The organism is Nocardioides sp. YR527 (assembly GCF_900101045.1).
Taxonomy (GTDB): domain Bacteria; phylum Actinomycetota; class Actinomycetes; order Propionibacteriales; family Nocardioidaceae; genus Nocardioides.
Genome location: NZ_FNFN01000006.1, coordinates 325,080 through 349,392, shown reverse-complemented (window position 1 = coordinate 349,392; position 24,313 = coordinate 325,080). Strand labels below are relative to the sequence as shown.

The 24,313-nt window shown below is 69.7% G+C and carries 20 protein-coding genes; 7 read left to right on the top strand and 13 right to left on the bottom strand.

Translation table 11 applies throughout. From position 1 onward, the window contains the following. Positions 1 to 6 precede the first annotated feature (6 nt). Entirely contained in the window at positions 7 to 1,056 is a 1,050-nt protein-coding gene (locus BLT25_RS20015) for a glycosyltransferase family 2 protein (RefSeq protein ID WP_091049599.1), read from the top strand. A gap of 2 nt (positions 1,057 to 1,058) precedes the next feature. Then, on the top strand, positions 1,059 to 2,030 hold the full coding sequence (locus BLT25_RS20010) for a lysylphosphatidylglycerol synthase domain-containing protein (protein WP_176884083.1): 972 nt from the start codon (positions 1,059 to 1,061) through the stop codon (positions 2,028 to 2,030). Here BLT25_RS20010 and BLT25_RS20005 read toward each other — a convergent pair. The 8 genes from BLT25_RS20005 to BLT25_RS19970 all read right to left on the bottom strand — a co-directional run bounded on the left by BLT25_RS20005 (position 2,027) and on the right by BLT25_RS19970 (position 13,638). Beyond that, positions 2,027 to 3,739 carry a hypothetical protein gene (locus BLT25_RS20005; RefSeq protein ID WP_091049595.1) on the bottom strand — a complete coding sequence of 571 codons (1,713 nt, stop codon included), beginning with the start codon at positions 3,737 to 3,739 and terminating at the stop codon, positions 2,027 to 2,029. The genes BLT25_RS20010 and BLT25_RS20005 overlap by 4 nt on opposite strands. Before the next feature lie 98 nt (positions 3,740 to 3,837). Continuing rightward, a complete protein-coding gene (locus tag BLT25_RS20000) occupies positions 3,838 to 5,334 on the bottom strand; it encodes a phospholipid carrier-dependent glycosyltransferase (protein ID WP_091049592.1) in 1,497 nt (498 codons plus the stop codon). A 709-nt stretch (positions 5,335 to 6,043) separates the two neighbouring features. Beyond that, the gene (locus tag BLT25_RS19995) at positions 6,044 to 7,759 is read right to left on the bottom strand and encodes a hypothetical protein (RefSeq protein ID WP_143033802.1); all 1,716 of its coding nucleotides are present in this window, start codon (positions 7,757 to 7,759) and stop codon (positions 6,044 to 6,046) included. Between the two features lie 61 nt (positions 7,760 to 7,820). Continuing rightward, a complete protein-coding gene (locus tag BLT25_RS19990) occupies positions 7,821 to 8,519 on the bottom strand; it encodes a class I SAM-dependent methyltransferase (RefSeq protein WP_091049588.1) in 699 nt (232 codons plus the stop codon). An 89-nt stretch (positions 8,520 to 8,608) separates the two neighbouring features. Next, positions 8,609 to 9,100 carry a pantetheine-phosphate adenylyltransferase gene (coaD, locus tag BLT25_RS19985; RefSeq protein WP_091049585.1) on the bottom strand — a complete coding sequence of 164 codons (492 nt, stop codon included), beginning with the start codon at positions 9,098 to 9,100 and terminating at the stop codon, positions 8,609 to 8,611. A gap of 43 nt (positions 9,101 to 9,143) precedes the next feature. Beyond that, positions 9,144 to 9,707, bottom strand: coding sequence for a 16S rRNA (guanine(966)-N(2))-methyltransferase RsmD (rsmD, locus tag BLT25_RS19980; protein ID WP_091049584.1), 564 nt, complete (start codon positions 9,705 to 9,707; stop codon positions 9,144 to 9,146). A gap of 9 nt (positions 9,708 to 9,716) precedes the next feature. Beyond that, a complete protein-coding gene (locus BLT25_RS19975; protein ID WP_091049581.1) occupies positions 9,717 to 11,981 on the bottom strand; it encodes an ATP-dependent DNA helicase RecG in 2,265 nt (754 codons plus the stop codon). Between the two features lie 13 nt (positions 11,982 to 11,994). Next, the gene (locus BLT25_RS19970; protein ID WP_091049579.1) at positions 11,995 to 13,638 is read right to left on the bottom strand and encodes a DAK2 domain-containing protein; all 1,644 of its coding nucleotides are present in this window, start codon (positions 13,636 to 13,638) and stop codon (positions 11,995 to 11,997) included. A 235-nt stretch (positions 13,639 to 13,873) separates the two neighbouring features. On the opposite strand from BLT25_RS19970, the gene BLT25_RS19965 reads away from it, so the two are divergent. Together BLT25_RS19965 and rpmB are read left to right on the top strand one after the other, a co-directional pair. Beyond that, a complete protein-coding gene (locus tag BLT25_RS19965) occupies positions 13,874 to 14,902 on the top strand; it encodes a class I SAM-dependent methyltransferase (RefSeq protein ID WP_091049576.1) in 1,029 nt (342 codons plus the stop codon). 125 nt (positions 14,903 to 15,027) lie between these two features. Further along, positions 15,028 to 15,213, top strand: coding sequence for a 50S ribosomal protein L28 (gene rpmB / locus BLT25_RS19960; protein WP_045550407.1), 186 nt, complete (start codon positions 15,028 to 15,030; stop codon positions 15,211 to 15,213). Between the two features lie 200 nt (positions 15,214 to 15,413). On the opposite strand, the gene BLT25_RS19955 is transcribed toward rpmB, so the two are convergent. After that, complete coding sequence (locus tag BLT25_RS19955; RefSeq protein WP_091049574.1) at positions 15,414 to 16,370, bottom strand: thiamine-phosphate kinase; 957 nt, start codon at positions 16,368 to 16,370, stop codon at positions 15,414 to 15,416. Positions 16,371 to 16,525: 155 nt separating this feature from the next. Between BLT25_RS19955 and BLT25_RS19950 the strand changes: the two genes are divergently transcribed. Together BLT25_RS19950 and BLT25_RS19945 are read left to right on the top strand one after the other, a co-directional pair. After that, entirely contained in the window at positions 16,526 to 16,762 is a 237-nt protein-coding gene (locus tag BLT25_RS19950; RefSeq protein WP_091049571.1) for an Lrp/AsnC family transcriptional regulator, read from the top strand. A 37-nt stretch (positions 16,763 to 16,799) separates the two neighbouring features. Then, positions 16,800 to 17,756: a D-alanine--D-alanine ligase family protein gene (locus tag BLT25_RS19945; protein ID WP_091049568.1), complete on the top strand. Its 957-nt coding sequence runs from the start codon at positions 16,800 to 16,802 to the stop codon at positions 17,754 to 17,756. A gap of 139 nt (positions 17,757 to 17,895) precedes the next feature. On the opposite strand, the gene BLT25_RS19940 is transcribed toward BLT25_RS19945, so the two are convergent. Genes BLT25_RS19940 through BLT25_RS19930 form a run of 3 tightly spaced genes read right to left on the bottom strand, consistent with a single transcriptional unit; the run spans position 17,896 to position 21,283 of the window. Continuing rightward, entirely contained in the window at positions 17,896 to 19,011 is a 1,116-nt protein-coding gene (locus BLT25_RS19940) for a D-alanine--D-alanine ligase family protein (protein WP_091049567.1), read from the bottom strand. A gap of 20 nt (positions 19,012 to 19,031) precedes the next feature. Then, positions 19,032 to 20,522: a Mur ligase family protein gene (locus tag BLT25_RS19935; protein WP_091049564.1), complete on the bottom strand. Its 1,491-nt coding sequence runs from the start codon at positions 20,520 to 20,522 to the stop codon at positions 19,032 to 19,034. A 23-nt stretch (positions 20,523 to 20,545) separates the two neighbouring features. Continuing rightward, a complete protein-coding gene (locus BLT25_RS19930) occupies positions 20,546 to 21,283 on the bottom strand; it encodes an alpha/beta fold hydrolase (RefSeq protein ID WP_176884081.1) in 738 nt (245 codons plus the stop codon). Between the two features lie 88 nt (positions 21,284 to 21,371). Here BLT25_RS19930 and BLT25_RS19925 point away from each other — a divergent pair, with 88 nt between their 5' ends. Next, positions 21,372 to 22,439 carry a trans-sulfuration enzyme family protein gene (locus tag BLT25_RS19925; protein WP_091049559.1) on the top strand — a complete coding sequence of 356 codons (1,068 nt, stop codon included), beginning with the start codon at positions 21,372 to 21,374 and terminating at the stop codon, positions 22,437 to 22,439. Here the strand turns inward: BLT25_RS19925 and ggt are convergent. Next, positions 22,436 to 24,262 carry a gamma-glutamyltransferase gene (gene ggt, locus BLT25_RS19920; RefSeq protein ID WP_091049557.1) on the bottom strand — a complete coding sequence of 609 codons (1,827 nt, stop codon included), beginning with the start codon at positions 24,260 to 24,262 and terminating at the stop codon, positions 22,436 to 22,438. The genes BLT25_RS19925 and ggt overlap by 4 nt on opposite strands. Positions 24,263 to 24,313: the final 51 nt, after the last annotated feature.

The window sequence follows — 24,313 nt, the reverse complement described above, 5'->3', positions numbered from 1 at the left end:
GTCCCTGTGAAGCTTGTCGTTCAAGTCCCCTGCCTCAACGAGGAGGAGACGCTCCCGTCCGTGCTGGAGTCGATTCCGAAGCAGATCCCCGGAATCGACGAGATCGTGATCCTCATCGTCGACGACGGGTGCACCGACCGGACGGTCGAGGTGGCCAAGGAGCACGGCGTGCGCGAGTTCGTGCACCACTCCCGCAACCAGGGTCTCGGCCGTTCCTTCCACGACGGGGTGGTTCGCGCGCTCGAGCTGGGCGCCGACATCGTGGTCAACACCGACGGCGACAATCAGTACCCGCAGGAGCGCATCACCGACCTGGTCCAGCCGATCATCAACGGCCAGGCCGACATCGTCATCGGCGACCGGCAGGTCGACCGGATCGAGCACTTCTCCGGGCTGAAGAAGAAGCTGCAGAAGGTCGGCTCCAAGGTGGTCAACATGGCCGCCGAGACCGACCTGCCCGACGCGGCCAGCGGCTTCCGCGCCTACTCGCGCGAGTCGCTGATGCTGCTCAACACCGTGACCCGCTTCTCCTACTGCATGGAGACGATCATCCAGGCGGGCAACAAGCGGATGAAGATCGCCTCGGTGCCGATCGAGACCAACGCCAAGACGCGTGAGTCGCGGCTGTTCAAGTCGATGCCGGAGCACATCATGAAGTCGGGCGCGGCGATCGTGCGCTCCTACATGATGTACAAGCCGTACGCCATCTTCGTCTGGCTCACCGCCTTCTTCTTCGTCCTCGGGGCGATCCCGTTCGTCCGCTACCTCGTGCTGTGGCTGAGCGGCGACAACGGCAACCACATCCAGTCGCTACTGCTCGGCGGCGTGCTGATCAACCTGGCCTTCATGTCCGCGATGCTCGGCGTGATCTCCGACCTGATCCGCACCAACCGGGTGCTCATCGAGGACGACCTGGAGCACACCAAGAAGGCTCGCTTCGGCAAGTCCGGCACCGAGATGCTCCGCGACCAGACCTCGGTCGCCGAGTTCGACCTGCCGCACACCCCGCGGACGAGCCAGACCCAGTCCGGCGAGACGTGGACGACCAGCCTGTGACAGTGACCCACTCCGACCCGGTCTCCGCCACGGAGGCCGGTTCTTCGGCTACGCCCGACCCCACGAGACCCAGCCTTGCGAAGCGACTGCTCAAGATCGGGCTCGCCCTCCTCGTCGTGCTCGGCGGCGCCTACCTGGTCTGGCGTCAGCGCGCCGACCTGGCCACCGCGGTCCAGGAGCTGAGCCTCGGCCGGGTCGCGATCGCCGGGGTCCTGGCGCTCGTCGGAACCATGCTGATCGGCCAGATCTGGGTAGCCCTCCTGCACGGCATGGGCATCCGGCCGTCGCTGCGTGAGTCCCACTCGGTCTTCTACGTCTCCCAGCTGGGCAAGTACCTGCCCGGCTCGGTGTGGCCGGTCGTCGCGCAGATGCAGTTCGGGCTGCGCTGGGGCGTCGCCCGCCGGACGATGCTCGGCGTCAACATCCTCTTCATGGGCGTCGTCGTCGCCACCGGCATCGGCGTCGGCGCGCTCCTGCTCCCCTGGTCCTCCTCCGAGGGCCTGGGTCGCTATTGGTGGCTCCCGCTCCTGCTGGTGCCGCTGGCCGTCTGCCTGCACCCGCGGGTCGTCCCCGGCGTGCTCGACTGGACCTTCGCCCGACTCGGCCGGGAACCCCTCGGCGTACGCCTCACCGCGCGGGGCCTCTTCACCGCCATCGGCTGGGCAGTGCTCGCCTGGGTCGCCTTCGGTCTTCACCTGGCCGTGATGATGCAGTCCTACGCCTCGATCGGGCCGCTCGAGGTCGCCGCCGCGACCGGCGGGATGGCCCTGGCGTGGGCCGCGGGGATCGCGTTCATCCCGGCCCCGGCCGGCGCCGGGATCCGCGAGGCTCTGCTCGCCCTCACCCTCGGCCCGATCATCGGGGTCCCCGAGGCACTCACCGTGGCGCTCGCCTCCCGTGTCCTCCTGCTCATCGCCGACGTGGTGCTGGCTGGTCTGGGAGCGATCGTCGGGCGGCGTACGTCGTCGGCCTAAGGGGTGGGCAGAGGCACGGAGGTCCTGGTGCCGTCGGGCTCGACCGTGACGCTCCGCTTCTCGAACGGCGCGAGGGAGCGGTGAGCCCAGATCCGGATGCGCTGACGATCCTTCGCGATCCAGACCTCGGCACAGGGCTCGTAGCCCTTCTCGATCGCGGCTTCCACCCAGCCGCCGGGGGTCATCGCGGTCATCTGCAGCACCGCCGGGACCTCGCCGCTCTCCATCATCGCCGTCAGCTGCTCCTGGTTGCGGCCGAAGTCGTAGTGGAAGAGGTAGAACGGCGTCGGGTTCTCGATGTCGAGGGCGTCGTACATCGACAACTGGTTGCCCAGCACGAAAGCGGTGCGGCCACCCTTCAGGCACCGTGTCATCTCGGGCCGTACCGCGTACGCCCAGGCATCGGCGGCCTCGATCTGACGACTGTCCCGGCTCAGGTCGTCGACGCGCTCGACGGCTGAGGCGAGGGGGACCGCCGCCAGGACGAGGCAGGCACCCGCCGAGACGGCGATCAGCCTCGCCGGCAGCCTCGTGCCGATCATCATGACGCCGACGACGAGCACGAGGATGACCGGCCCGATCAGACTGTGGGCGCCGAAACCGAGAACGAGTGCCGCACCCACCCACACTGCCCCCGCAGCGAACCCCACGATCGCGGTCACCACCTGCCGGCCGGTCACCGATGTCGGCCTGCTCGGCAGCGCGACCTGCTCCCTGCGGTCGTACACGTCGCAGAGGACGAAGATCAGAGCCGCGAACAGCAGCGCGCTCACGGTCTCGGTGTGCCCGGGGCCGGGACGCCGGATCGGGACGGTCGCGAGAAGAAGAGCGCACAACGCGAGGAACCGTGTCGGCTCGCTCGCCAGACGCCACACGACCGGCACGAAGATCAGCAGCAGGAGGAAGGGGTAGACGGCCACGATGAGATAGCCCTCTCCGTCCGACGGCACGTCGAAGAAGGGCCAGCCGAAGTGTTTCGGGAACTGCTGGGTCTGACCGAGGATGACTTGGCGGTTGAGCTCGCCGAGGCTCATCCCGTAGCCGATCCGGTAGAAGAGCACCTCCGAGACGAATCCGGCCAGGATTCCGACGGCGAGGGCGACACATCGCGCCAGTCTGTCCCGCATCGGCGCCTTCTCCCGCCCGATGAGCTCGTACAGTCCCGCCGCGCCGGTGAGCAGGATCGCCAGCTCGACGTGCTGCCAGAAGAGCGCGGCCGGGACGAGCATCCGCACCACCAACCCCCAGCGCCCGGAGTCGAGCCGGCCTCCCGGCAGGAGGAGGAACGCGAAGACGACCGGTAGGACGTACTTCACCTGCGCAGGCGAAGCGAGAGCGAGGACGGCCAGCGCCATGGCGGCCATCGCAGCCGGATGTACGCGTCTGCGCAGGCCGATCGCGGCCACGAGGACGGCCGACAGGGTCACCGCGAAGAAGCGCCCCAGGAGGAACTCCCACCACAGCGGGTCGCCGCCGGCCAGCCGGTAGACCAGGCTGTTCACCCACCAGGACCCGGCGTTCCAGCCGTGCTGGAAGTCGACCAGCGGGATCGCACCCTCGGCGGTGAGCTTGCCCAGGTAGTACTGCGCTCCCCTGTCCCCGGTCAACGGCTCCATCTGCGCGGTCAGGGTGTAGGCGGCCCGTACGACGGCGACGACGACGATCACAGCGAAGGTGGCCCATCTGACCAGGCCGATGGGTTCACGCACTCGGTGCGCATGCGATGGGCTCGCCGTCGCGGCCGACGCATCGGGCATGGTCCGAAGGTACGCGCTGCGGCAGGCTCCCGCAGGGGGATCGCCAGGACCTAGGTCATGGCGCGATGATGCTCGGGCTCGTGGTGATGGCGCTTCGCCTGCGCCGCGAGGCAGACGGCAGCCACACCGCACACGATCCCCACGGCGACCACGAGTCCGGCACCCCGGGCGTCGGAGTTCGGTAGCCGGCCCCCGTAGGTCACCGAGTTGATGAACCAGCCGAAGATGAGCAGTGCGTAGACGCCGAGCACGAGCGTGATCACGGCCGCCGCGAGCCGGCTCCGTGACTCGCGTGAGCCGGCCGGGGTCAGGTCGACGATCGCCATGATGCCGACGGCGAGCGCCGTGGCCAGCAGGGGCATGAGCGGCATCAGGTAGCGGTCGTTCGGGTTCCCGCCGCCCGCGACGAAGCCGACCAGGTTCGCCAGGACGAGCGCCGCGTGGGCCGTGAGCAGCAGCCATCCGGCCGCTGTCGAGGGCGCGTCCGTCGGCCGAGTGGTGCTACGCCGGACGAGCAGGATGAGAAGACCGAGCACCGCGACGACGGCGAGCACGTCGGCGCCCGTCGCGTATCCCTCGGCGAGCAGCGGCGCCCACAGGCGCTCGTACCAGTCCACCCAGAGCGAGCCGTCCGTCACGACCTGCCACCAGGTGCCGTTCGGCTCCCGGTCGAACTTGTCCAGCAGCGCGCCGGAGGCGGTCGGGTCGCCGTAGAGGACGATGTTGCGGACGTAGAACCATCCGGTGACGAGCGCGGGAACACCGGTGGCCACGGCCGAGGCGGCCAGGGCCCGGACCACCCCGCGACGAGTGCGGTCCCGCAGCAGCAGGGCCACCGCGATGGCCGCACCGCACAGGGCGACGGTCAGAACCCCCGGTGCCTTCGCCCCCGCCGCGGCCGTCCCGGCCAGCGCGACCAGCGTCAGGCGCCTCGGGGACAAGCCCCGGTTCAGGATCCTGAGCGTGGCCAGCAACGTCAGTGACGAGGCCGCGACCGCGACCCCGTCATTGGCGATGTGCCCGCCGGCGCTGACCAGCACGGCGCACGAGGCACTGATCCCGGTGGCGAGAAACGCGGTGGTCCCCCGCCGGGTCACCTCGAAGGCGATCAGGCCCACCAGCAGTAAGCACAGCGCGGAGCCGACCGCATTGATGAGCCGCATCCCGACGATCATCACCTGCGGTGCGTCGAGCGCCCCGGCCGCGGCCACGAACGGCAGCGACATCAGGTAGTAGAGCGGCGGGTGGTTGGCGGTCCAGATGTGGCGGTGCGGCTCGTCCACCATGGTTTCCAGCCCCGCGACGACCTGGGGATACCGACGGGCGTCGGTCGTCACGGGCGTGTCGATCGTCGGCAACCGCCCCGAGGCCAGCTCCACCGCGTAACCGGCGTTCGGCCCCTCGTCCCGGGTCTGATACTGCAGCACCCGGGTCAGCGCGACGTAGCTGCTCAGGCTCAGCGCGAAGAACGCCATCAGCACCATCGCCGCCAGCAGCCGCCTCGGAAGACGTACCTCGGCGTGGTCCTCGTGTGTGGAGTCGAGCATTCGGACCTTCGGGTGGGGCTTGCAGTCTTTTGGTGAGCCTATGTCGGTTCTCTGGTGATCTCCTGCTCTTGGTGCGTGTCTTTTGGGGTGGCTCTGGTCTTCGGGCGTACGAGGGGTTGTTCTTGTGTTTTTCGGCTGTTGTACGGGGCTGGTGTTGGGCCGCCGACCCGTTCTTCGAGGGTCTTCTCGACCTGCTCCGGAGTAAAGGACGGCCTGCGGCCGCCGGCTTCGCCGGCCGCTTCGCGGTCCTTGACACCGGACCACGTCGAGAAATGATTTGGCTGGCTATCGGGGCGGCGGCCCGGGTGTGGCCACGACACACGCACCCACGGCAGGTGACCGCTCCACGCCTAGGACAGACATGGGGTCTCCGGGTGGAAGAAAAATTCCTTCCACCAGCCAACCCCACCCCGGGCCAGGCTCCCTCTGAGGGCGAACGAAAATTCGTTCGCCTCACCGGAAGGAAAGTTCCTTCCGCCGATCGGCCCACCCCAGCTCCCAAGCCCCTACCCAACCCATACCGCTGCGCCAAACCCCTGCCGCCGACCCGATAGCCAGCCAAAATTCTCGGCGACGTCCGGTGTCAAGGATCGCCGCAGGCGACCGGCGAAGCCGGCGGCCGAAGGCCGTCCTTTACTCCGGACGACGGCGAGAACACCCTCCCCGAAAGGGTCGGCGGCAAACCCCAACCACAACAACACGGCACCCCTCAGCGCGTCGCCACGATCTCCCCACCCCGAACACTCAGATCCCTCTGCTCAACCCTCCCGCGAGACTTGTGAGTCCAGATCGTGACAGTCGTCGCCTGCTTCTCGATCCTCACGACCGAGCACGGCACATAGTTCGCACGGATCGCATCGGTGAGCCACGGCTGCGGCGTGTGCAGCGGCATGGTCTCGATGATGACCGGGATCGACCCGTCCTCGAGCTGAGGCACCAGCACGTCCTCGTACTGCGCGAAGTCGTAGTGGAACAGGTAGTAGGGCGTCGGGTTGGTGATCTCGAGGGTGTCGTAGAGCTCCAGATAGTTGGGCATCACCAGCGCCTCGCGGGTGCCGCCGCTGCAGCGCTCGTACTCCGGGCCCGCCCAGCGGACGATCGAATCGCTGACTGCGAAGGACTTCGCGTCGCGGCGCATGTCGCCGAGGTGGTCGACGGCGGCAAGAGCAGGTACGCCGCCCAACACGACCAGCGCACCGGCGGAGACAGCCGCAACAGCACCACGCAGGAACGTCGATCCGAGGACCGCACCCGCGACCGCCAGGGCCACGAGCAGTACGGCGCCGGCCATGCTCTGCAGGCCGAAGCCGATCCAGAGGGTGGCGGCCGCCCAGGCGGCGCCGGCCGCAGCAAGAGGTAGCGCGATCGCCGGCGCACGCACCCCGGCCTCGAGGGACGTACGGCGCTCGTAGAGCTCAGCCACCGCCAGGACCAGGGCGAGGAGGACGAGGGCGGAGACGGTGGTGGTGTGGGGGTTGTCGACGCGCCGGATCGGGACGACGACGAGGACCAGCCCGGCCAGCGCGACCAGCCGGGTGGAGTCCGAGACCCGCTGCCACACCAGCGGCACGAACGGGATCAGCAGCGCGAACGGGTAGAGCGCCAGGATGAAGAAGCGACCGGACTCGGTCGGCAGGTCGAAGAAGTTCCACACGGCGTACTGCGAACCCTCGTGGGTCTCGGTCTGCCCGAGGATCACCTGGCGGTTGAAGTCGGCGAAGGAGAGCCCCCACAAGACCCGGTACGCCATGGCCTGGACGACCAGCCCGAGCACGAATCCACCGGCCAGCTGAACGCAGTTGAGGATCCGGGTGCGCCAGGGCACCGCGCGCCGCGCGAACAGCTCGAAGAGCCCCGAGGCGCCGGTGAGGAGCACGGCCAGCTCGACGTACTGCCAGAAGACGAGAGCCGGGAGGAGCACCCGCGCAGCCGCGGCCAGGCGCGGGCGTGACTCGAGCGGCCCCACCGGGAGAAGGACGAAGACCCACAGCAGGCAGATCGTGTACTTGATGTGCAGCGGGGTGGCCAGCAGGAGCACCCCGAGCGCCAGCGCGATCATCACCGCCGGGTGCAGCCGGAGACGGAGGCCGATGGCGGCGGCGAGGACCGCGCCGAGGCCGGCGCCGAGCAGGCGGCCCCAGAGGAAGTACCAGATCGTCGGGGACCCGGAGGCGATCCAGTAGAGGACGGCGGAGACCCAGAACGAGCCTGCGTTCCAGCCGTGCTCGAAGTCGACCAGCGGGATCGCGCCGTGGGCGGTCATCTTCGCCAGGTGGTACTGAGCACCGAAGTCCTGGGTCAGGAACGTGCCGTTCTGGGCGCCGACCGAGTAGGCGGACCAGACCAGCGCCAGCACACAGACCCCGGCGAAGGTCGCCCAGCGCACGGTCCCCACACGTTCGGCCTGCTCCCCCGATGTCGCCATGAGGAGGACCCTAGGGCGAGCAGGTGGCGGCGCGGAAACTCCACGCCGTCACCTACGAGAATCAGCCTTTGGTGAGGACCGAGGTGCGCTCCGGGTAGGGCAGCGTCGGGGTGAGACCGGCGTGGATGGTCTCCTTCATCCCCGAGGCGGCGATGGCCTCGACGTAGCGCTTGCGGCGGCTGTTGTCGAAGACGATGATCCCGCCAGGAGCGAGCCGGTCCTTGGCCTTCTCCAGGCACGCCTCGCGGGCGCGCCCGTCGACGACCACGAGGTCGAACTCGCCGTCGACGTCGTCGATGGAGTTGACGTACGCCTCGAAGTCGAGGCCCGCGTGGCCCTCCTTCTGCGAGGGGACGACCGGGTTCTCGGAGGCCACCGGCTCGATGACCCGCAGCGAGATCTTCTCCTCGCCGGCGAGCTCGGCCTGCATCATCTCGCCGAAGCCCTTGTGGTGCTCGACGGAGTGGATCTCGTCGGCGCGGCGGGAGAGCCAGATGGTGGAGGCGCCAGAGCCGTACTCATAGACCCGGATCGGGCGCTCACGCTGGCTCAGCCAGGCGTCGACGGCGGTGATCGCGTCGTAGGTCCACCACGGCACGTCGAGCTTCGCCATCGCCAGGGAGTCGTAGACCTTGGTGAGCGAGTGGGCCCAGTGACGCCAGCGCTGCTCGACCGGCGGCGCGGTCTCCTTCGCGAGGCCCGTCTTCGTCAGCCCGCGACCGACTGCCTTGAGCGAGGCGGCATAGGACTGCTTGGCCAAGGAAAGCGGGGAACGACCTGAGGTGGACATTGATCTCCAGAGAAAGAATGGCGGGCAGCATTCGAAACGATACCGGCGAACCGTGCCCGCTACTCGGAACGTTCTGCCAAACGCTTGGTGAGTCGTGCGAGAACATCCGGCGGCAGGAAAGCCGACACATCCCCACCGAAATGGGCCATCTCCTTGATCAGCGAGGAGGAGACCGCGGCCCAGCGTGGGTCGTTGAGCAGGAAGACGGTCTCGACGCCGCTCATGTGGGCGTTCATCTGCGCCATCGGCGCCTCGTACTCCAGGTCGGGCGCCCCGCGCAGCCCCTTCACGATCGCCGGGGCGTCGATCTCGACACAGAAGTCGGTGACCAGACCGGTGAACCCCTGGACCCTTACGTTGCCCAGCGCAGCGGTCATCTCGGTGATCATCTCCATCCGCTCCTCGGCCGTGAACAGGCGCTTCGACTTCGACGGGTTGACCCCGACGGCGACGACGACCTCGTCGAACATCGCCGAGGCGCGGGTGAAGATGTCGAGATGGCCGAACGTGGGCGGGTCGAACGAACCCGGGCACACCGCACGACGCGTCATTGTCTCTGTCTCCTTCGATCGGTGTCGATCAGTCGGCTTTGGTTCATTCCGGCGCGTGGGCGTACCAGAGCGTGGTCTCGCCGTACTTCTTCGACTTCTGGTCGGTGAACCCGTCGGGCCAGACCGGCTCGGGGCTGCGCGCGGACCGCTCGACGACGATCAGGGCGCCCGGAACCAGCCAGCCGTGCTTCACCAGCAGCGCGATGTCCTCGGAGACGGCGTCGTCGGAGAGCGGGTAGGGCGGGTCGAGGAAGGCCATGTCGTAGGGAGCCGGCGGCGGCGTCACCAGGGTGCTGGCCACGGTGGCGGCGACCACGTTGGCCCGCGGGAAGCCGAGCTCCTTCGCGTTGGAACGGATCACCCCTGCCGTACGCCGGTCCGACTCGACCAGGGTCACCACCCCGGCGCCGCGGGACCATGCCTCCAGCCCGACCGCGCCGGTGCCGGCGTAGAGGTCGAGGAAGCGCAGCCCGGCCAGGGAGCCGTAGGAGGACTCGATCGCCGAGAAGAGCGCCTCGCGGACCCGATCGGTGGTGGGACGGGTCCGCACCCCCTTGGGAGCGAGTAGGCGTCGCCCTCCTGCGACGCCACCGATGATCCGAGTCATTGGGATACCTTAGGACTTTTCCAAGTAGTCGGCGGAAGCGGACTCCTCGATCTCGGTGACCCGCTCGGCCAGGAGCGGTGCGGTCGCGAGATCCGGGTCGTCCTCGAGCAGTGCCTCGGCCGCCTCGCGCGCCTCCAGGATCGTCTCCTCGTCGCGCAGCACACGAAGGCTCTCCAGGCTCGATCGCCGGCCGGACTGGGAGGCGCCGAGCACGTCTCCCTCGCGGCGCTGGTCGAGGTCGACCCGGGACAGCGCGAACCCGTCGGTGGTCTGGGCGACCGCGTCGAGGCGGGTCCTGGCCGGGGTGCCGGCCTCGGCGTGGGAGACGAGCAGGCACAGCCCGTGCAGCCCGCCACGTCCGACCCGGCCGCGCAGCTGGTGGAGCTGGGAGACCCCGAAGCGGTCGGCGTCGAGGATGACCATGGTGGTGGCGTTGGGTACGTCCACGCCGACCTCGATCACGGTGGTGGCGATCAGCACGTCGACGTCGCCCGCGGCGAAGGCGCTCATGGTGCGCTCCTTCTCCTCGGCGGGGAGCTTGCCGTGGAGCTTGGCGACGCTCAGCCCCTTCAGCGGACCGGTGGTCAGCTCCTCGGTGACCTCGTCGACGGCGGAGAGCTGGGCCGGGGCGGCCTTGACCTCGTTGCCGTCGGCGTCGAAGTCGCGCTGGTCGCTCTCCCCCTGCTCGGACTCGTCGCCGCTGATCCGCGGGGCGACGACGTAGACCTGGTGGCCTGATCCGACCTCTTCCTTGACGCGTTCCCACACCCGGGCGATCCACGCCGGATGGTCCACGAGCGAGACCAGGTTGGTCTGGATCTCGGCCCGTCCGGCCGGGAGCTCGGTGAGCGTGGAGACCTCGAGGTCGCCGAAGACGGTCATCGCGACCGTGCGCGGGATCGGCGTCGCGGTCATCACCAGCAGGTGCGGTGGGGTGCCGGCCTTGTCGGTCAGGGCGGCCCGCTGCTCGACGCCGAAGCGATGCTGCTCGTCGACCACGACCAGGCCGAGGTCGTCGAACATCACCTGGTCCTGGAGCAGGGCGTGGGTGCCGACGACGATCCCGGCCTCGCCGGTGGCGATCCGGCTCAGCGGCCCCTTGCGCTGGGTCTTGGTCATCGATCCGGTGAGGAGCTCGACATGGGTCTGCTCCTGGTCGCCGGCGAAGAGCCCGCCGGCAAGGCCGCTGGCGGCGAGGTCGCCGAGCATCGCGGTGATCGAGCGGTAGTGCTGCTGGGCGAGCACCTCGGTCGGCGCCAGCAGCGCGGCCTGGCCGCCGGAGTCGACGACCTTGAGCATGGCGCGCAGCGCGACCAGCGTCTTGCCGGAGCCGACCTCGCCCTGGAGCAGGCGGTTCATCGGGTGGGGCTGGGCCAGCGCCACCTCGAGCTCCTCCCCGATCTCGGCCTGTCCCTTGGTCAGGTTGAACGGCAGCCGCTCGTCAAAGGCCCCGAGCAGGTGGTGGACACCGCCGGTGCGGGCCGTGGTGCCCAGCGCCTGGAGCGCCCGTCGCCGTCGCCCCAGCACCAGCTGCAGGCCGAGCGCCTCCTCGAACCGGAAGCGGCGCTGGGCGCGCTGGACGTCCTTGAGCTCATGAGGCGCGTGGATCAGGTCCAAGGCGTCGCGCAGCCCCGGGACGGCGTACGTCTCCCGGAGCTGCTCGGGGAGCACGTCGGTGACCTCCTCGACGACCTGCCGGGCGAACCGCACCGCGCGCATCACGTCCCAGTGCTGGAGCCCGGCGGTGAGCGGGTAGATCGGGAAGAGCTCGGTCAGCTCCTCGACCGCCATCTGGTTGTCGGCCGCCTCGGCGGCGTTCTCGGAGTCGGACGGGTCACCGAAGACGACCATCTGCGGGTTGGCCAGCTGCCACTCGCCGCGGAACGATCCAGCCTTGCCGACGAAGACGCCGCGCACACCCGGGGCGAGCACGCCGCGGCGCCACTCGGCGATCCGCTGGGACTTGGAGAAGAAGGTGAGCTGCAGGTCGGCATCACCCGCGCGGAGCTGGGTCTCGACGCGGAAGGCGGGCCGGCCGGTGCGGCGGTCGGTGTGCTGTCGCACGACGCTACGGACCACCTCGCCGAGCACCGTGAGCATCTCGCCCTCGTGCAGCTGCGGGGTCTGACCGAGGTCGGCGGTGCGCAGGTAGCGCCGCGGGAAGTGGTAGAGCAGGTCGCCGACGGTGCGCAGCCCGAGACCCTTGGTGAACTTCGTGGCGTGCTTGCTGTTGCCCAGCACGGCCTCGATCGGCGACTCGAGGGTGATCGGCACCGTCTCTTCTCCTCTACTCCACCGACATCAGGAGGGGGTAGCGCTCCTGGCCTCCGTCGTACACCATCACATCAACGGCCGGATGGTTGGCAGCCAGCCACGCCGCGACGGCCCCGGCGAGCTCGCCGGTGGGGTCCTCGAGGCCGGAGACCAGCGTGACCAGCTCGCCGCCACCACCGATGAGCCGGGCGAGCACGTAGGTCGCGCACGTCTCCAGGTCCTGGCCGACCTTGACGAAGTCTCCGTCGAGCACCCCGAGCGCGTCGCCCGGCATACACGGCCCAGCCATCGTAATCGCTCGGGTGTTCGAGATGGTGACCGCACCGTGCCGCGCGTGTCGCGCGGTGGCGGTCATCTCGAGCACGTCCTTGTCGAACTTCCGGCCGGGCTCGTGGACCGCGATCGCCGCCAGTCCCTGCACCTGGCTGCGGGTCGAGATCACCGCGACGTTGATGTCGAGGTCGTCCTCGGCGGTGCGGGCGGCGGCCTCGGCCGACTGCCGGGTCGGGGCGTCGTTGGGGAGCACGATCACCTCGTCGGCACCGGAGGCGGTGATCGCCTCGAGCAGCTCGGAGGTCGTCGGGCGCCGATGCGGGCCGCCCTCGATCACGATCGCGCCGGCGCCGCGGAAGAGCTCGGCCAGACCCGGCCCGGCGGCGAACGCGATCACCGCACGGCCACCGCGGGTGGCGTGGCGATGGGCCTGGCCGGCGATCTGCTCGGCGAAGTGGGTCACATGGATCCGGTGGGGCCGCCCGGCGTTGATCCCGGCCTCGATCGCGGCGCCGACGTCGTCGACGTGGACGTGCACGTTCCAGATGCCCTCGCCTCCGACGACGACCAGCGAGTCGCCCAGCGGCTGGAGCCGCTTGCGGAGGTCGGGGATCGCGGCATCCTCGGCGTCGAGCAGGTACATCACCTCGTACGACGGGCCGCCGGGCTCCAGCGCGTGACCGTCGCCCGCGCCCATGCCGGTCTGGATCGGGATCGGGATGTGCGGGGTGCTCGCCATCGGCACCTGCGGGCTCGGACGGCGTCCGGTCAGGGCGGTCTCGAAGGCGTCGAGCAGCACACAGATCCCGCGGCCACCGGCGTCGACCACACCGGCGGCGGCCAGCGCCGGCAGCTGCTCCTGCGTGCGGGCAAGGGCGGCGCGGGCCGCGCTGGCGGCGACCGACATCACGTCGCGGGTCCGGGCGGTCTCGTCGATCTCGACGCATGCCTCGGCCGCGTCCGCGGCAGCCCGGAGCACGCTCAGCATGGTGCCCTCCTGGGGCTCCCCCACCGCGGCGTACGCGGCGTTCCCGGCCTTGCGCAGCGCGTCGGCGAAGACCACCGCGGTGCGCTCGTCCTCGGTGGCCTGGACCAGGCGACGCAGCAGGGCGCCGATCATCTCGGCCAGGATCACGCCCGAGTTGCCGCGCGCGCCCAGCAGCGCGCCGCGGGAGAAGGCGCGCAGTCCCTCGCGCCAGTCGGGACCGGTGAACTCGCGCAACCGGTCACGGGCCGCGGCGATCGTGAGATAGAGGTTGGTGCCGGTGTCGCTGTCGGGCACCGGGAAGACGTTGAGCGCGTCGATCTCCTCGCGATGCGACGCGAGCGCGTCGGTCGCCAGGTCGCCGAACCGGCGGAACAGATCGAGCTTGACCTCGGCCACGCTGCCCTCCTACTCCTCGACACCTGAATGTAGCCAGACACCGTGACGCCGGACACACTGCCCGGTATCGCGGCACCCAGGGTAGGCGGTGCCCGGGTACGGGGTAAACGACGGGTGAACAAATCCGAGGCCGCAGGAAAGACACGAGCGAGTAACACCTTCTGCCGAGTTACGCCCCACCTCGGTGACGATCATCCCTAGTGTGGAGGTGACCCCAACGCCGAAGGAATCCCGGATGTCGATCCCGACCCCGACCCCACGCGCCGAACGCGTCAACGAGATCTTCGACTTCTCCGCCGGCCGCGGCCTGGAGATCGGACCCCTGCACCAACCGCTCGTCCCCCGAGATGCCGCGGAGGTCTCCTATCTGGACCTCTACGACCGCGACCGGCTCTACGAGTCCTACGCCGAGCATCCCCAGGTGAACCACGACACCATCCCCGAGATCGACTATCCGATGTGGGACGGCACCCGGATGCGTACGCTCGAGGAGGCGGCCAAGGATGGCGCCCCCTACGACTGGGCGCTGGCCAGCCACGTCGTCGAGCACGTCCCCGACCTGATCGGATGGCTGGCACAGGTCGAGGCCGTCACCGCACCCGACGGAGCCCTCGTCCTGGTCGTCCCCGACCGGCGCTACACCTTCGACGCCCACCGCCCGCCCACGACGATGGGTCAGATCCTGCAGGCGTACGAGGCAGGCGACACGACCCCGTCGGTGCGTGCGGTCTACGACCACCACCGGTGTGCGGTCAACACCGACGCCAAGCGTCTCCACCACCGCGGGCCGAGCGAGGCCGAGACCTGTATCCACGACCTCGGCTACACCCGGAGCCAGCTCGAGCGGGCCCGCCGGGGCGAGTACGTCGACTGCCACGTGTGGACCTACACCGACCGCTCGTTCCCCGAGATCATCGCCGAGCTGCGCCGCCTGGGGCTGACCGGCTGGTCGGTCGAGTCCCTCCTGCCCGTACCCGCGAACGACATCGAGTTCTACGTCGTCCTGCGCCGCGGCCTCTCCCCCGAACTCCCCGCGGTGCCCGCCCTCCCGGACTGGGTCGAGCAGGGCCTCGAGCTGCGCGAGGAGGTCGCCAGGCTCCGCGAGGTCACCGCGGACCAACGACGACGGCTCGAGTCCCAGCGCAAGCAGCTCGCCGGCCAACGCGCGGAGATCGATGATCTGCGCGGGTCGAAGCGGTGGAAGCTGGCCACCGCACTGGCCGCACCTCTGGACAGGTGGCGGGATCGCCGCTCCGAGGACTGACGATTTCGCCGGGCGCAGCCGGACGGGCTACGCTTGTTCGGTTGTCTCGGCAGGGCAGCCGTTCATCGCGCCCGCCGACACCATTCAATCGTCCTCGATCATCTATTCAACCTCAGGAGTTCACGGTGGCTGCCGTCTGCGACATCTGCGACAAGAAGCCGGGCTTCGGCAACAACCGGCCGTGGTCCAAGAAGGCGACCAGGCGCCGCTTCGACCCCAACATCCAGCGCGTCCGCGCCGTCATCAACGGCACCCCGAAGCGCATGAACGTCTGCACGACCTGCATCAAGGCCGGCAAGGTTTCACGCTGAGGTAGCACGAAGGGGCCCCGCAGCAGCGCGCAAGCGCTGTAGCGGGGCCCCTTCTGCTACCTCATGAAAGGCGCCGAGTCGGCGCAACTGCACGCCTTGGAGCGAAGCGAAGCGAGCGAGGCGTGCGGTTGCGCCGACTCGGCGCAATCCCGACGCAAGCCAGACGGAGAAGCGAACCCGACACGGATATCTCTGCCCACTCAGAAGTGCGTCCACCCCGTAGCCCCCTCGTACACCTCCCCGTCGACCGTCACCGGCACCTCCCCCGGCTCGCCGATCGTCCCGATCACGGTCCACCCGTCCGGCAGCTCGACGTCAGGCGGAAACGCGGCGAGCAGGGAGTGGTCCTCTCCCCCGCCCAGCACGAACGCGAGCGCGTCGGCGCCCGTGGCCGAGGCGACCGCGTTGAGCTCGTCGGGGACGGTCAGCGCGGCGGTGTGCACGTCGATGGAGACCTCCGAGGCATCGGCGATGTGCCGGGCCTCGGACAGGAGACCGTCGGAGACGTCGATCAGCGCCGAGGCACCAGCCGCCGCGGCGGCGGGGCCGGCTGCGTACGGCGGTTGCGGGCGGCGGTAGGCGTCGACCAGCACGCGTGGTGAGCGGAAACCTCGCTTGAGGATCGCCAGGCCGGCCGCGGCCCACCCCTGGCGTCCACACAGCGCGAGTACGTCGCCCGGCTCCGCGCCGGAGCGCAGGACCGGTGCCTGGGCGACCGCGCCGATAGCGGTCACGGAGATCACGATCTGGTCGGCACCGGTGATGTCGCCGCCGACGACAGAGGCCCCGACCAGCGCGCACTCCGCGGCGAATCCCTCGGCGAAGTCGACCGCCCACTCGGCCGGGAGGTCCGCGGGAAGGGCGAGCCCGAGAGTCATCGAGTGGGCGACGCCACCCATCGCGGCGATGTCGGCGAGGTTCTGGCCCGCCGCCCGGTGGCCGATGTGGGACGCCTCGGCCCAGTCCCGCCGGAAGTGGCGGCCCTCGACGAGCAGATCGGTCGAGACCACCACGTGGCCCTGCTTGACGCGCACCAGCGCAGCGTCGTCACCGGGGCCGACCAGCACCTGCTCTCCCTGGGCGAAGTGCTTGGTCATCTCGGTGATCAGCCCGAACTCACCGATGTCGGCGAGCGTCGTGTCCCTCGGAAAAGCCATGGCTCCATCCAACCCTCCTCGCGATGCGCGGAGATACCGGGACACGCGTCGCCGTGTCTTATCCCAAGGGTCGGTGTAGGTCGATCGACAGATAACGCGATAGGTTACTTGCCTGACGTTGTGCCAAGGAAGGCACGGAGAACAGGAGCAGCACCATGGTCGTACAGGCGTACATCCTCATCCAGACCGACGTCGGCAAGGCCGCGGAGGTCGCCACCGAGATCGGCAAGATCCAGGGCGTGACCCTGGCTGAGGACGTCACCGGTCCGTACGACGTGATCGTCCGCGCCGAGGCCCGCAACGTCGACGAGCTCGGCAAGCTGGTCGTGGCGCGGGTCCAGAGCCTCGAAGGCATCACCCGCACCCTGACCTGCCCGGTCGTCCACATCTGATTTACGGCTGCACCCGGCCGTCTGTTACAACGAACTCATGAGCACACCTCCTCTTTCCGGGCCCGTCGCCGTCATCGCCGGCGGGCTGAGCCACGAACGCGACGTGTCGCTGGCCTCTGGCCGCAACCTCGTGCGCGAGCTGTCGGCGCTGGGCGTGGAGGTGGCTGCGTACGACTTCGACCGGGCGCTGCTGCACAACCTCGAGCGCGACAAGGCGGTCGTGGCGCTGCCGGCCCTTCACGGCCAGTTCGGTGAGGACGGCGAGATCCAGACGCTCCTGGAGCTGATCGGGATCCCGTACGTCGGCACCGTCTCCACCTCCTGCCGCGTCGCGTTCGACAAGACGGCCGCCCGCGAGCTCCTGCGCCGCGGCGGCATCCCGGTGCCGGACTCGGTCTCGCTGTCGTCCACGACGTTCCGCGACGTCGGCGCGCCGGTGCTGATGGAGCACGTCATCTCGCGGCTGGGTGAGCGGGTCGTGGTCAAGCCCTCGCGCGGCGGCTCGGCGCTCGGCGTCACCGGCGTCGACGGCCTCTCCGCCCTCCCCGCCGCCCTGGTCAAGACCTACGCCTACTGCGACGAGGCGCTCATCGAGCGCTTCTACGGGGGCATCGACGTCTCCGTGGTGGTCCACGAGACGGATGAGGGCGTCAAGCCGCTGACCCCGATCGCCATCGACTTCAGCAAGGGCCACGAGTTCGACTTCGCGGCGCGCTACACCGCCGAGTTCGTCGGCTTCGGCCGCCCCGACCTCCCCGACTCGCTGCTCGCCGAGCTCGGCGAGACCGCCGTACGCGCCCACGAGCTGCTCGGCATGCGCGACATCTCCCGCACCGACTTCATGGTTACCCCCGACGGCAGCTTCGTCGTCCTCGAGGTCGCCATCACCCCCGGCGCCACCGAGACCAGCGTCTTCCCCTTCGCCGCCAAGCACGACGGCACCTCGATGGGCGAGGTCACCCTCGCCCTCCTCAAGCGCGCCCTCGCCCGCTAGTACGCTGACCCGCTGGTCAAGCCGCCGGAGCCGCTAGGCGGAGGCGTGTCGAGACCAACACAGTCCCTATCGAGTGCCGATGGGACCGTGTTGGTCTCGACACGCTCGCTAGCGCTCGCGGCTCGACCAGCGGTGTGCTTCAGCTGAGGCCGGTGAGCTTGCCGGCGATGCCGCCGGCGGCCTTGAGGGCGACGCCCTCCTCGAAGTTCCGGGTGACCTGGGGGACGTGCTTCTCGGCCTCGGCGATGGCGCTGGTGAGCACCTCGGAGGCCGGGGTGTCGGGCCACAGGTAGAGCGAGAGGGCGCCGGGGATCGAGTTGACCTCGTTGATGAAGACCTCGCCCTTGCCGTCGGAGAGGAAGTCGATGCGCAGGATGCCGGTCAGGCCGGTGAGCTCCACGACGCGTACGGCGAGGTCCTTGATCTGCTTGGTGATCGACTCCTCGACCTGGGCCGGGAACTCGCGCGGGGAGGAGGAGAGGCCGTCGGTGTGGACGTACTTGGCGGAGTAGTCGTACATCTTCGCCTCGTCCGAGCGCAGCGGACGCTCGACGTCGCTCACCACGACCTCGGGCGCGGTGCGGACCGAGGCGTTGAGGTCGAAGAGGTCGGGGCGGTACGGCTCGACGACCGCGCCCGCACGCAGGTGCGGTGAGGTGTTGAGGAGCGCCAGGCCGGTCTCGTAGTCGTCGACGACCTCGATGCCGATCGAGGAGCCACCGAAGCGCGGCTTGACGATGTAGGGGCCCTCGAAGGACGGCGCGGCGTAGCGCGAGAGCAGCTCGCGCTGCAGCGACGGGAGGTCGGCGTTGAGCATGACCGCGCCGAAGGCGAGCTTGTCCATGCCGAGCGCGGCGGAGGCCGGGGTGGCGCCGGTGGCCTTGAGGCCGGCCAGCTCGAAGAGCCACTGGATGCCGCCGGCCTCGCCCGCGCCGCCGTGGAAGGCGGAGAGGATCGGGCCGGTCTCGAGGCGCTTGCCACCGCCGAAGCCGCCGACGGTGTAGAACCCGTCGCCCTTCTCGGAGCCGAGGCGGAACTCGACCGCCTTGGAGCCCTTCGGCTCGCCACCGATGAAGTCGCGCGCCTCCTGCTTGGCGGGCACCAGGAACCACTTGTCGGAACGCGCCCAGTAGAGGCACGTCACCTCGACGCCGGCCCCGGAGAGGACCCGCTCGGCCTGGAGGCCGGTGAGGATGCTGATGTCGTGCTCGGCGCTGGGACCGCCGAAGACGATGGTGGCCTTGGTTACGCTCATGGTGAAAGCTCCTGGGGGTCCTACGCGTAGTGGTCGGGGAGGTCGTTCTCGTACAGCACCACGTCGCCCTCCTTGGCGGCGGTCAGCGCATGATCCGCTGCCGCCTTACGGCTTTCGAACGCAGTGGTTCGCGCAGGCTCCCCCGCCTGCAGCGCTTTTCGGTTGGTGCGACCGACGATGCACAGCTGCATCTTGTCGGAGGCCGTGGCAGCCTGCGCGAACTCGATGTTGCGCGCGGCCTGCTCGGTGCCCAGCTCGACCATACCGGGCGTGATGGTCCACACCGTGCCCGACTCCCCTGCCAGCCGCTTGGCCTTGGCGAGCGCGGCGGCCGCGCCGGTCGGGTTGGAGTTGAAGGTGTCGTCGACGACCCACACGCCGCCGGGGGTCTTGTTGGCCTCGGCGCGGTGGGGCGTACCGGGGATCGACGCCAGCCGCTGGGTGATCGTCTCGATCGGCACCTCGACGGCGAGGGCGAGGCCGACGGCGATCGCGACGTTGATCGGGTGGCCGACCTCGTCGGGGAGGTCGACGGCGTACGTCTGGTTGTTGATGGTCAGCCGGCCGTCGGCGACCACGACCTCGGCGGCGGTGCCCGGCACGGCTGAGCAGGCGATGACGCGCTTGCTGGCGCGGAGGTTCTCGGCGATGAGGGCGAGCTCGGGTACGTCGATGTTGAGCACCACGGTCGAGGCCTTCGGCAGGATCTCCGACTTGGCCTTCACGATCGTCTCGCGCGACTTCATCCGCTCCAGGTGGGCCTCGCCGATCGTGGTGATGGCGGCGACCTCGGGCGGGAAGATCTCGGTCAGCTCGGCGATCTCGCCGGGACCGTAAGTGCCCATCTCGGCCACGAAGATGTCGGTGCCGGGCTGGAGGCGGTCGTTGACCGCGCGGGAGAGACCCATCGCGTTGTTGAAGCTCGCCGGCGAGGCCAGCGTCGACCAGCGGCCCTGCATCAGGTGGGTGGCGTAGTTCTTCGTCGAGGTCTTGCCGTAGGAGCCGGTGATCGCCACGATCCTCGGGCTGACCTTCTTGATCGTGGCGGCGGCCTGGACCTGCCACTTCTTCGCCATCGACTTCTCGATCGGCCACATGATCGCCAGCGCCGCCTCGGCCAGCGGGACCGCGAGGATCGGGAGCAGGCCGGCGGCGGCCGGCGCCGCCAGCGCGATCATGACGGTGACGACCGCGTGCAGCACGAACAGCACACCGGCCAGGCGCTTGACGCGGTCGGTCCACACCAGCCGCTTGGCGCCGCTGAAGCTCATCCCGGCCGGCCAGCCGATGAACAGCAGCGCGCCCACGAGCGCCCCGTAGGGCAGCACGAACGCGGCCAGACAGACCACGACCACCGCGGCGAGCAGGATCGCCTCGACCGGGCGGGCCTTGATCCAGATCCACTCGATCGCGAACAGCCGCATCGGCTCGTAGTGCTCACGCTGAGCGACCCGCAGCCAGCGGTAGTAGGAGACCAGGGTCAGCGCGGAGGTGACCAGGACGATCCACATGCTTCTTCTTCAGCCCCTCAGATTCAAAACGTACGCAGTTCGTCGATCGAGCCTCGAAGGCTCTTGACCAGCCCGGCATCGAGCAGGTGCGCCGAGCCGGACACGATCTCCAGGGTCGCGTTGTCCCCCAGGATCTCCATGGCCTCACCGGGCATCCAGACCGGTGCGGCGGTGTCGTTCTCACCCCAGATCAGGCGTACCGGAAGGTCCTTCGGGATCGCCGCCAGCTGGTCGCCGTAGGACTCGTTGACGACCTTCACGAAGATGTCGCGGATGATGCCCTTGGCGTTGCGGTAGTCGGTCGATCCGTACTTCTCCCGCAGCGCCTCCATCCTCGCCTCGGGGATCAGCCCCTTGGAGTGGAGCCAGCGGCCGACTCGATAGGCGAGCTTGGGCTTGCCGCCGGTCTTCGGACGGAACAGCGGCACGCCGGTGAGGACGATGCCGCGGACGAGCTCCGGACGGGTGGCGGCGAGCTGGACGGCCACTCGGCCACCGAAGCTGTGGCCGACGAGCACCGGTCGGTCGAGACCCTCGAGGATCTGGGCCAGCCACGCGGCATAGTCCTCGGACCCCCAGACCTCGTCCGGGGCGGGGGTGGCACCGAAGCCGGGCTGGTCGAGCGCGAGCGCGTCCAGGCCCTCGAGCGTCGAGCCCCAGTCACTGCGGTTGCGCGCCCAGCCGTGCAGGGCCACGACGGTGGCAGCATCCTTGCCGTGCTTCTCACCGAAGGCACGTCCATCCAGCAGGGTCGTCAACACGGCCGCAACCTTATCCGGGACCATGCCCTGACCCGTAACCGCGCGGCGCGTGGGGCTCAGTTGTCGAGGGAGCAATAGGGTCGAACACATGGATCACAAGCCCGCCACGATCGCCGTCCACGCCGGGCGGCCGGCCCACGAGCCCGACCAGCCGCTCAACGTACCGATCACGATGGCCTCGACCTATGTGGCCGGCGGGGACAAGGAGTACGGGCGCTACACCAACGACGCGTGGGTGGCCTTCGAGGAGGCGCTCGGGAAGCTCGAGGGCGGGCGGGCGCTGTCGTTCGCGTCCGGGCTCGCGGCGATCGCGACGCTGCTCGACCTGGTCAACGACTCCGTGGTCGTGGCCACCGAGCAGAGCTATCTGGGGACCATCGGTCAGCTGGCCGACCTCGAGGGGCGCGGCCGGCTGACCGCACGCCTCGCGGACTTCTCCGACACCGCCGCGGTCGTGAAGCTGCTCGAGAAGCTCGACGGCGAGGTCGCGCTGGTCTGGGTCGAGACGCCGACCAACCCCGGAATGCAGCTGGCCGACCTGCCGGCGGTCATCGCCGCGGCACACAAGGCCGGGGCGCGGGTGGTGGTCGACAACACCTTCGCCACTCCCCTGCTCCAGCAGCCGCTCGCGCTCGGCGCGGACATCGTCATCCACTCGGCCACCAAGTTCATCGCCGGCCACTCCGACGTCGTCATGGGCGCGGTCGTCGTCTCCGACGACACCCTGTGGGACGTGCTCAAGGCCCGTCGCGACCTGCTCGGCGCGATCCCCGGACCGTTCGAGGCGTGGCTGGCGCTTCGCGGGCTCCGTACGCTGCACCTGCGCGTCGAGCGCTCCGCCGCCAACGCGGCGACCCTCGCCGAGCGCCTGGCCGCGCACCCGGCGGTCGCGGAGGTCCGCTACCCCGGGTTCGGCGGCATGCTCGCGGCCGTCCTGCCGACCGCGGATCAGGCCGACCTCCTGACCCACTCGACCTCGCTGTGGGTCCATGCGACCTCCCTCGGCGGCGTCGAGTCCACCTTCGAGCGCCGTCGCCGCTGGAAGACCGAGTCGTCGACGGTGCCCGAGGGGCTCGTGCGGATGTCGGTCGGGATCGAGGACGTCGACGACCTCTGGGCCGACCTCCTTCAGGCGCTCGACCGCATCGGGAGCTAGTGCGTCGGGGTCACCGGGCTCACCACCAACGCGGACCCGCCACCACGTCGCCACGGCTCGGCGGTCGAGGTCAGCAGGCCGTCGGGGCCGATCTCGATCGCGGTGGCCGCGCCGAGCTCGGCGGTCGGGGCGAAGCTGTGCCCCAGCGATGTCAGCGGCCCTCCGTAGGCTTCGATGAACGCCGGCTCGGCACCCGTGCTCGCTCCGTTGCGCTGCGAGACCCGCGGCGCCGCCATCGCCTCGGGCAGGGTCCGGTCGCGCGCGTACCGCTCGATGAGGATCTGGAGCACCGTGGTGATGATCGTCGAGCCGCCCGGCGACCCGACCGCCAGCACGGGCCGGCCCTCGGAGAGGACGATCGTGGGTGCCATCGAGCTGCGCGGGCGCTTGTCTGGCTCGATCCGGTTGGGGTCGTCGGCCCGGTAGGTCGTCGAGAAGTCGGTCAGCTCGTTGTTGAGGATGAAGCCGCGGCCGGGCACGGTGATCCCCGATCCGCCGGTCTGCTCGATGGTCAGGGTGTATTCGACGACGTTGCCCCAACGGTCGACCACGGTCAGGTTGGTGGTCTCGAGGTTCTCGGTGTCCCTCGCCGTCTCGCCCGCGCCCGCCGCGCCGTCGCAGACCCCGTCGAAGTCGTACGCGTCCCCGGCGGCCACCGGCTTCGGCCGGGCCGCCGCGGGGTCGATCCCGCAGGCCCGCTCGGCGGCGAAGGTGTCGTCGAGGAGTGCCTCGACGGGTACGTCGACGTGGTCGGGGTCGCCGAGGTAGGCGCCCCGGTCGGCGAAGGCGATCGCGCTCGCCTCCAGCAGGTGGTGGTAGGCCTCGGTATTGCTCATCCCCGCCAGCTCGTAGCGCTCCAGGATGTTGAGCGCCTCACCGACCGAGGTGCCTCCCGAGGACGGCGGCGCCATCCCGTAGACCTCCAGGTCCCGGTAGGTCGAGCGGGTCGGCTCGCGATCGGGGGCGGTGTAGGCGGCTAGGTCCTCGGTGGTCACCCAGCCGGCCGGAACCGGCAGGTCGGTGTCGTCGGTCTTCGGCGGCTCGGCCACCGTCTTGGCGATCTGCGCGGCCAGCGGGCCGCGGTAGAAGGCCTTCACGCCCTTGCGGCCGAGCAGGTCGTAGGTGGCGGCGAGGTCGGGGTTGCGGAACCGGCTACCGACCTCGGGCGCCGATCCTCCGGGAAGGAACAGTTCCGCGGTGGAATCGATCGCTGCGAAACGTTCCGCGTTGTCGACTGTCTGCTGGCGGAAGGTCTCGTCGACGACGAACCCCTGACGGGCCAGCCGCGCGGCCGGCGCGAGCGACTGGCCGAGCGAGCGCGTACCCCACTTTCGAAGCGCCTTGTCCCAGGTCAGCGGGGTGCCGGGCACCCCGACCGAGGCGCCGCTGGTGACCATGTCAGGGAAGAACGGGTACTCCTTCCCGGTCTCGGGGTCGATGAACGCGTCGTGCGGCATCGCGGCCGGCGCCTTCTCCCGCCCGTCGATCGTCTCGACCTCACCGGTGCGCGCGGAGTAGTGCACGAAGAAGCCGCCCCCGCCGAGCCCGGCCGAGTAGGGCTCGGTCACACCGAGCGCCGCAGCCGTCGCGACCGCGGCGTCGACCGCGTTTCCGCCCTTGCGCAACACCTCGAGCCCGACCCGGCTCGCGTCGGCGTCGACGCTCGCCACCGCGCCGTCGTACCCGACCGCGGTGGGCATCTTCGGTGGTGGCGTCAGCCTGTCGTCCGGGGCGACGGCAGCCCCGGCGTACGGGACCAGGGTGGCCAGCGCGAGCGCACCTCCGGTCAGTGTGGCGACAACTGCAGAGCGGCGTCCGAGCATGGCGGTCTCCCAGAGATTGACGGCCCATCGAAGGTACTACTTCGCCGCCGA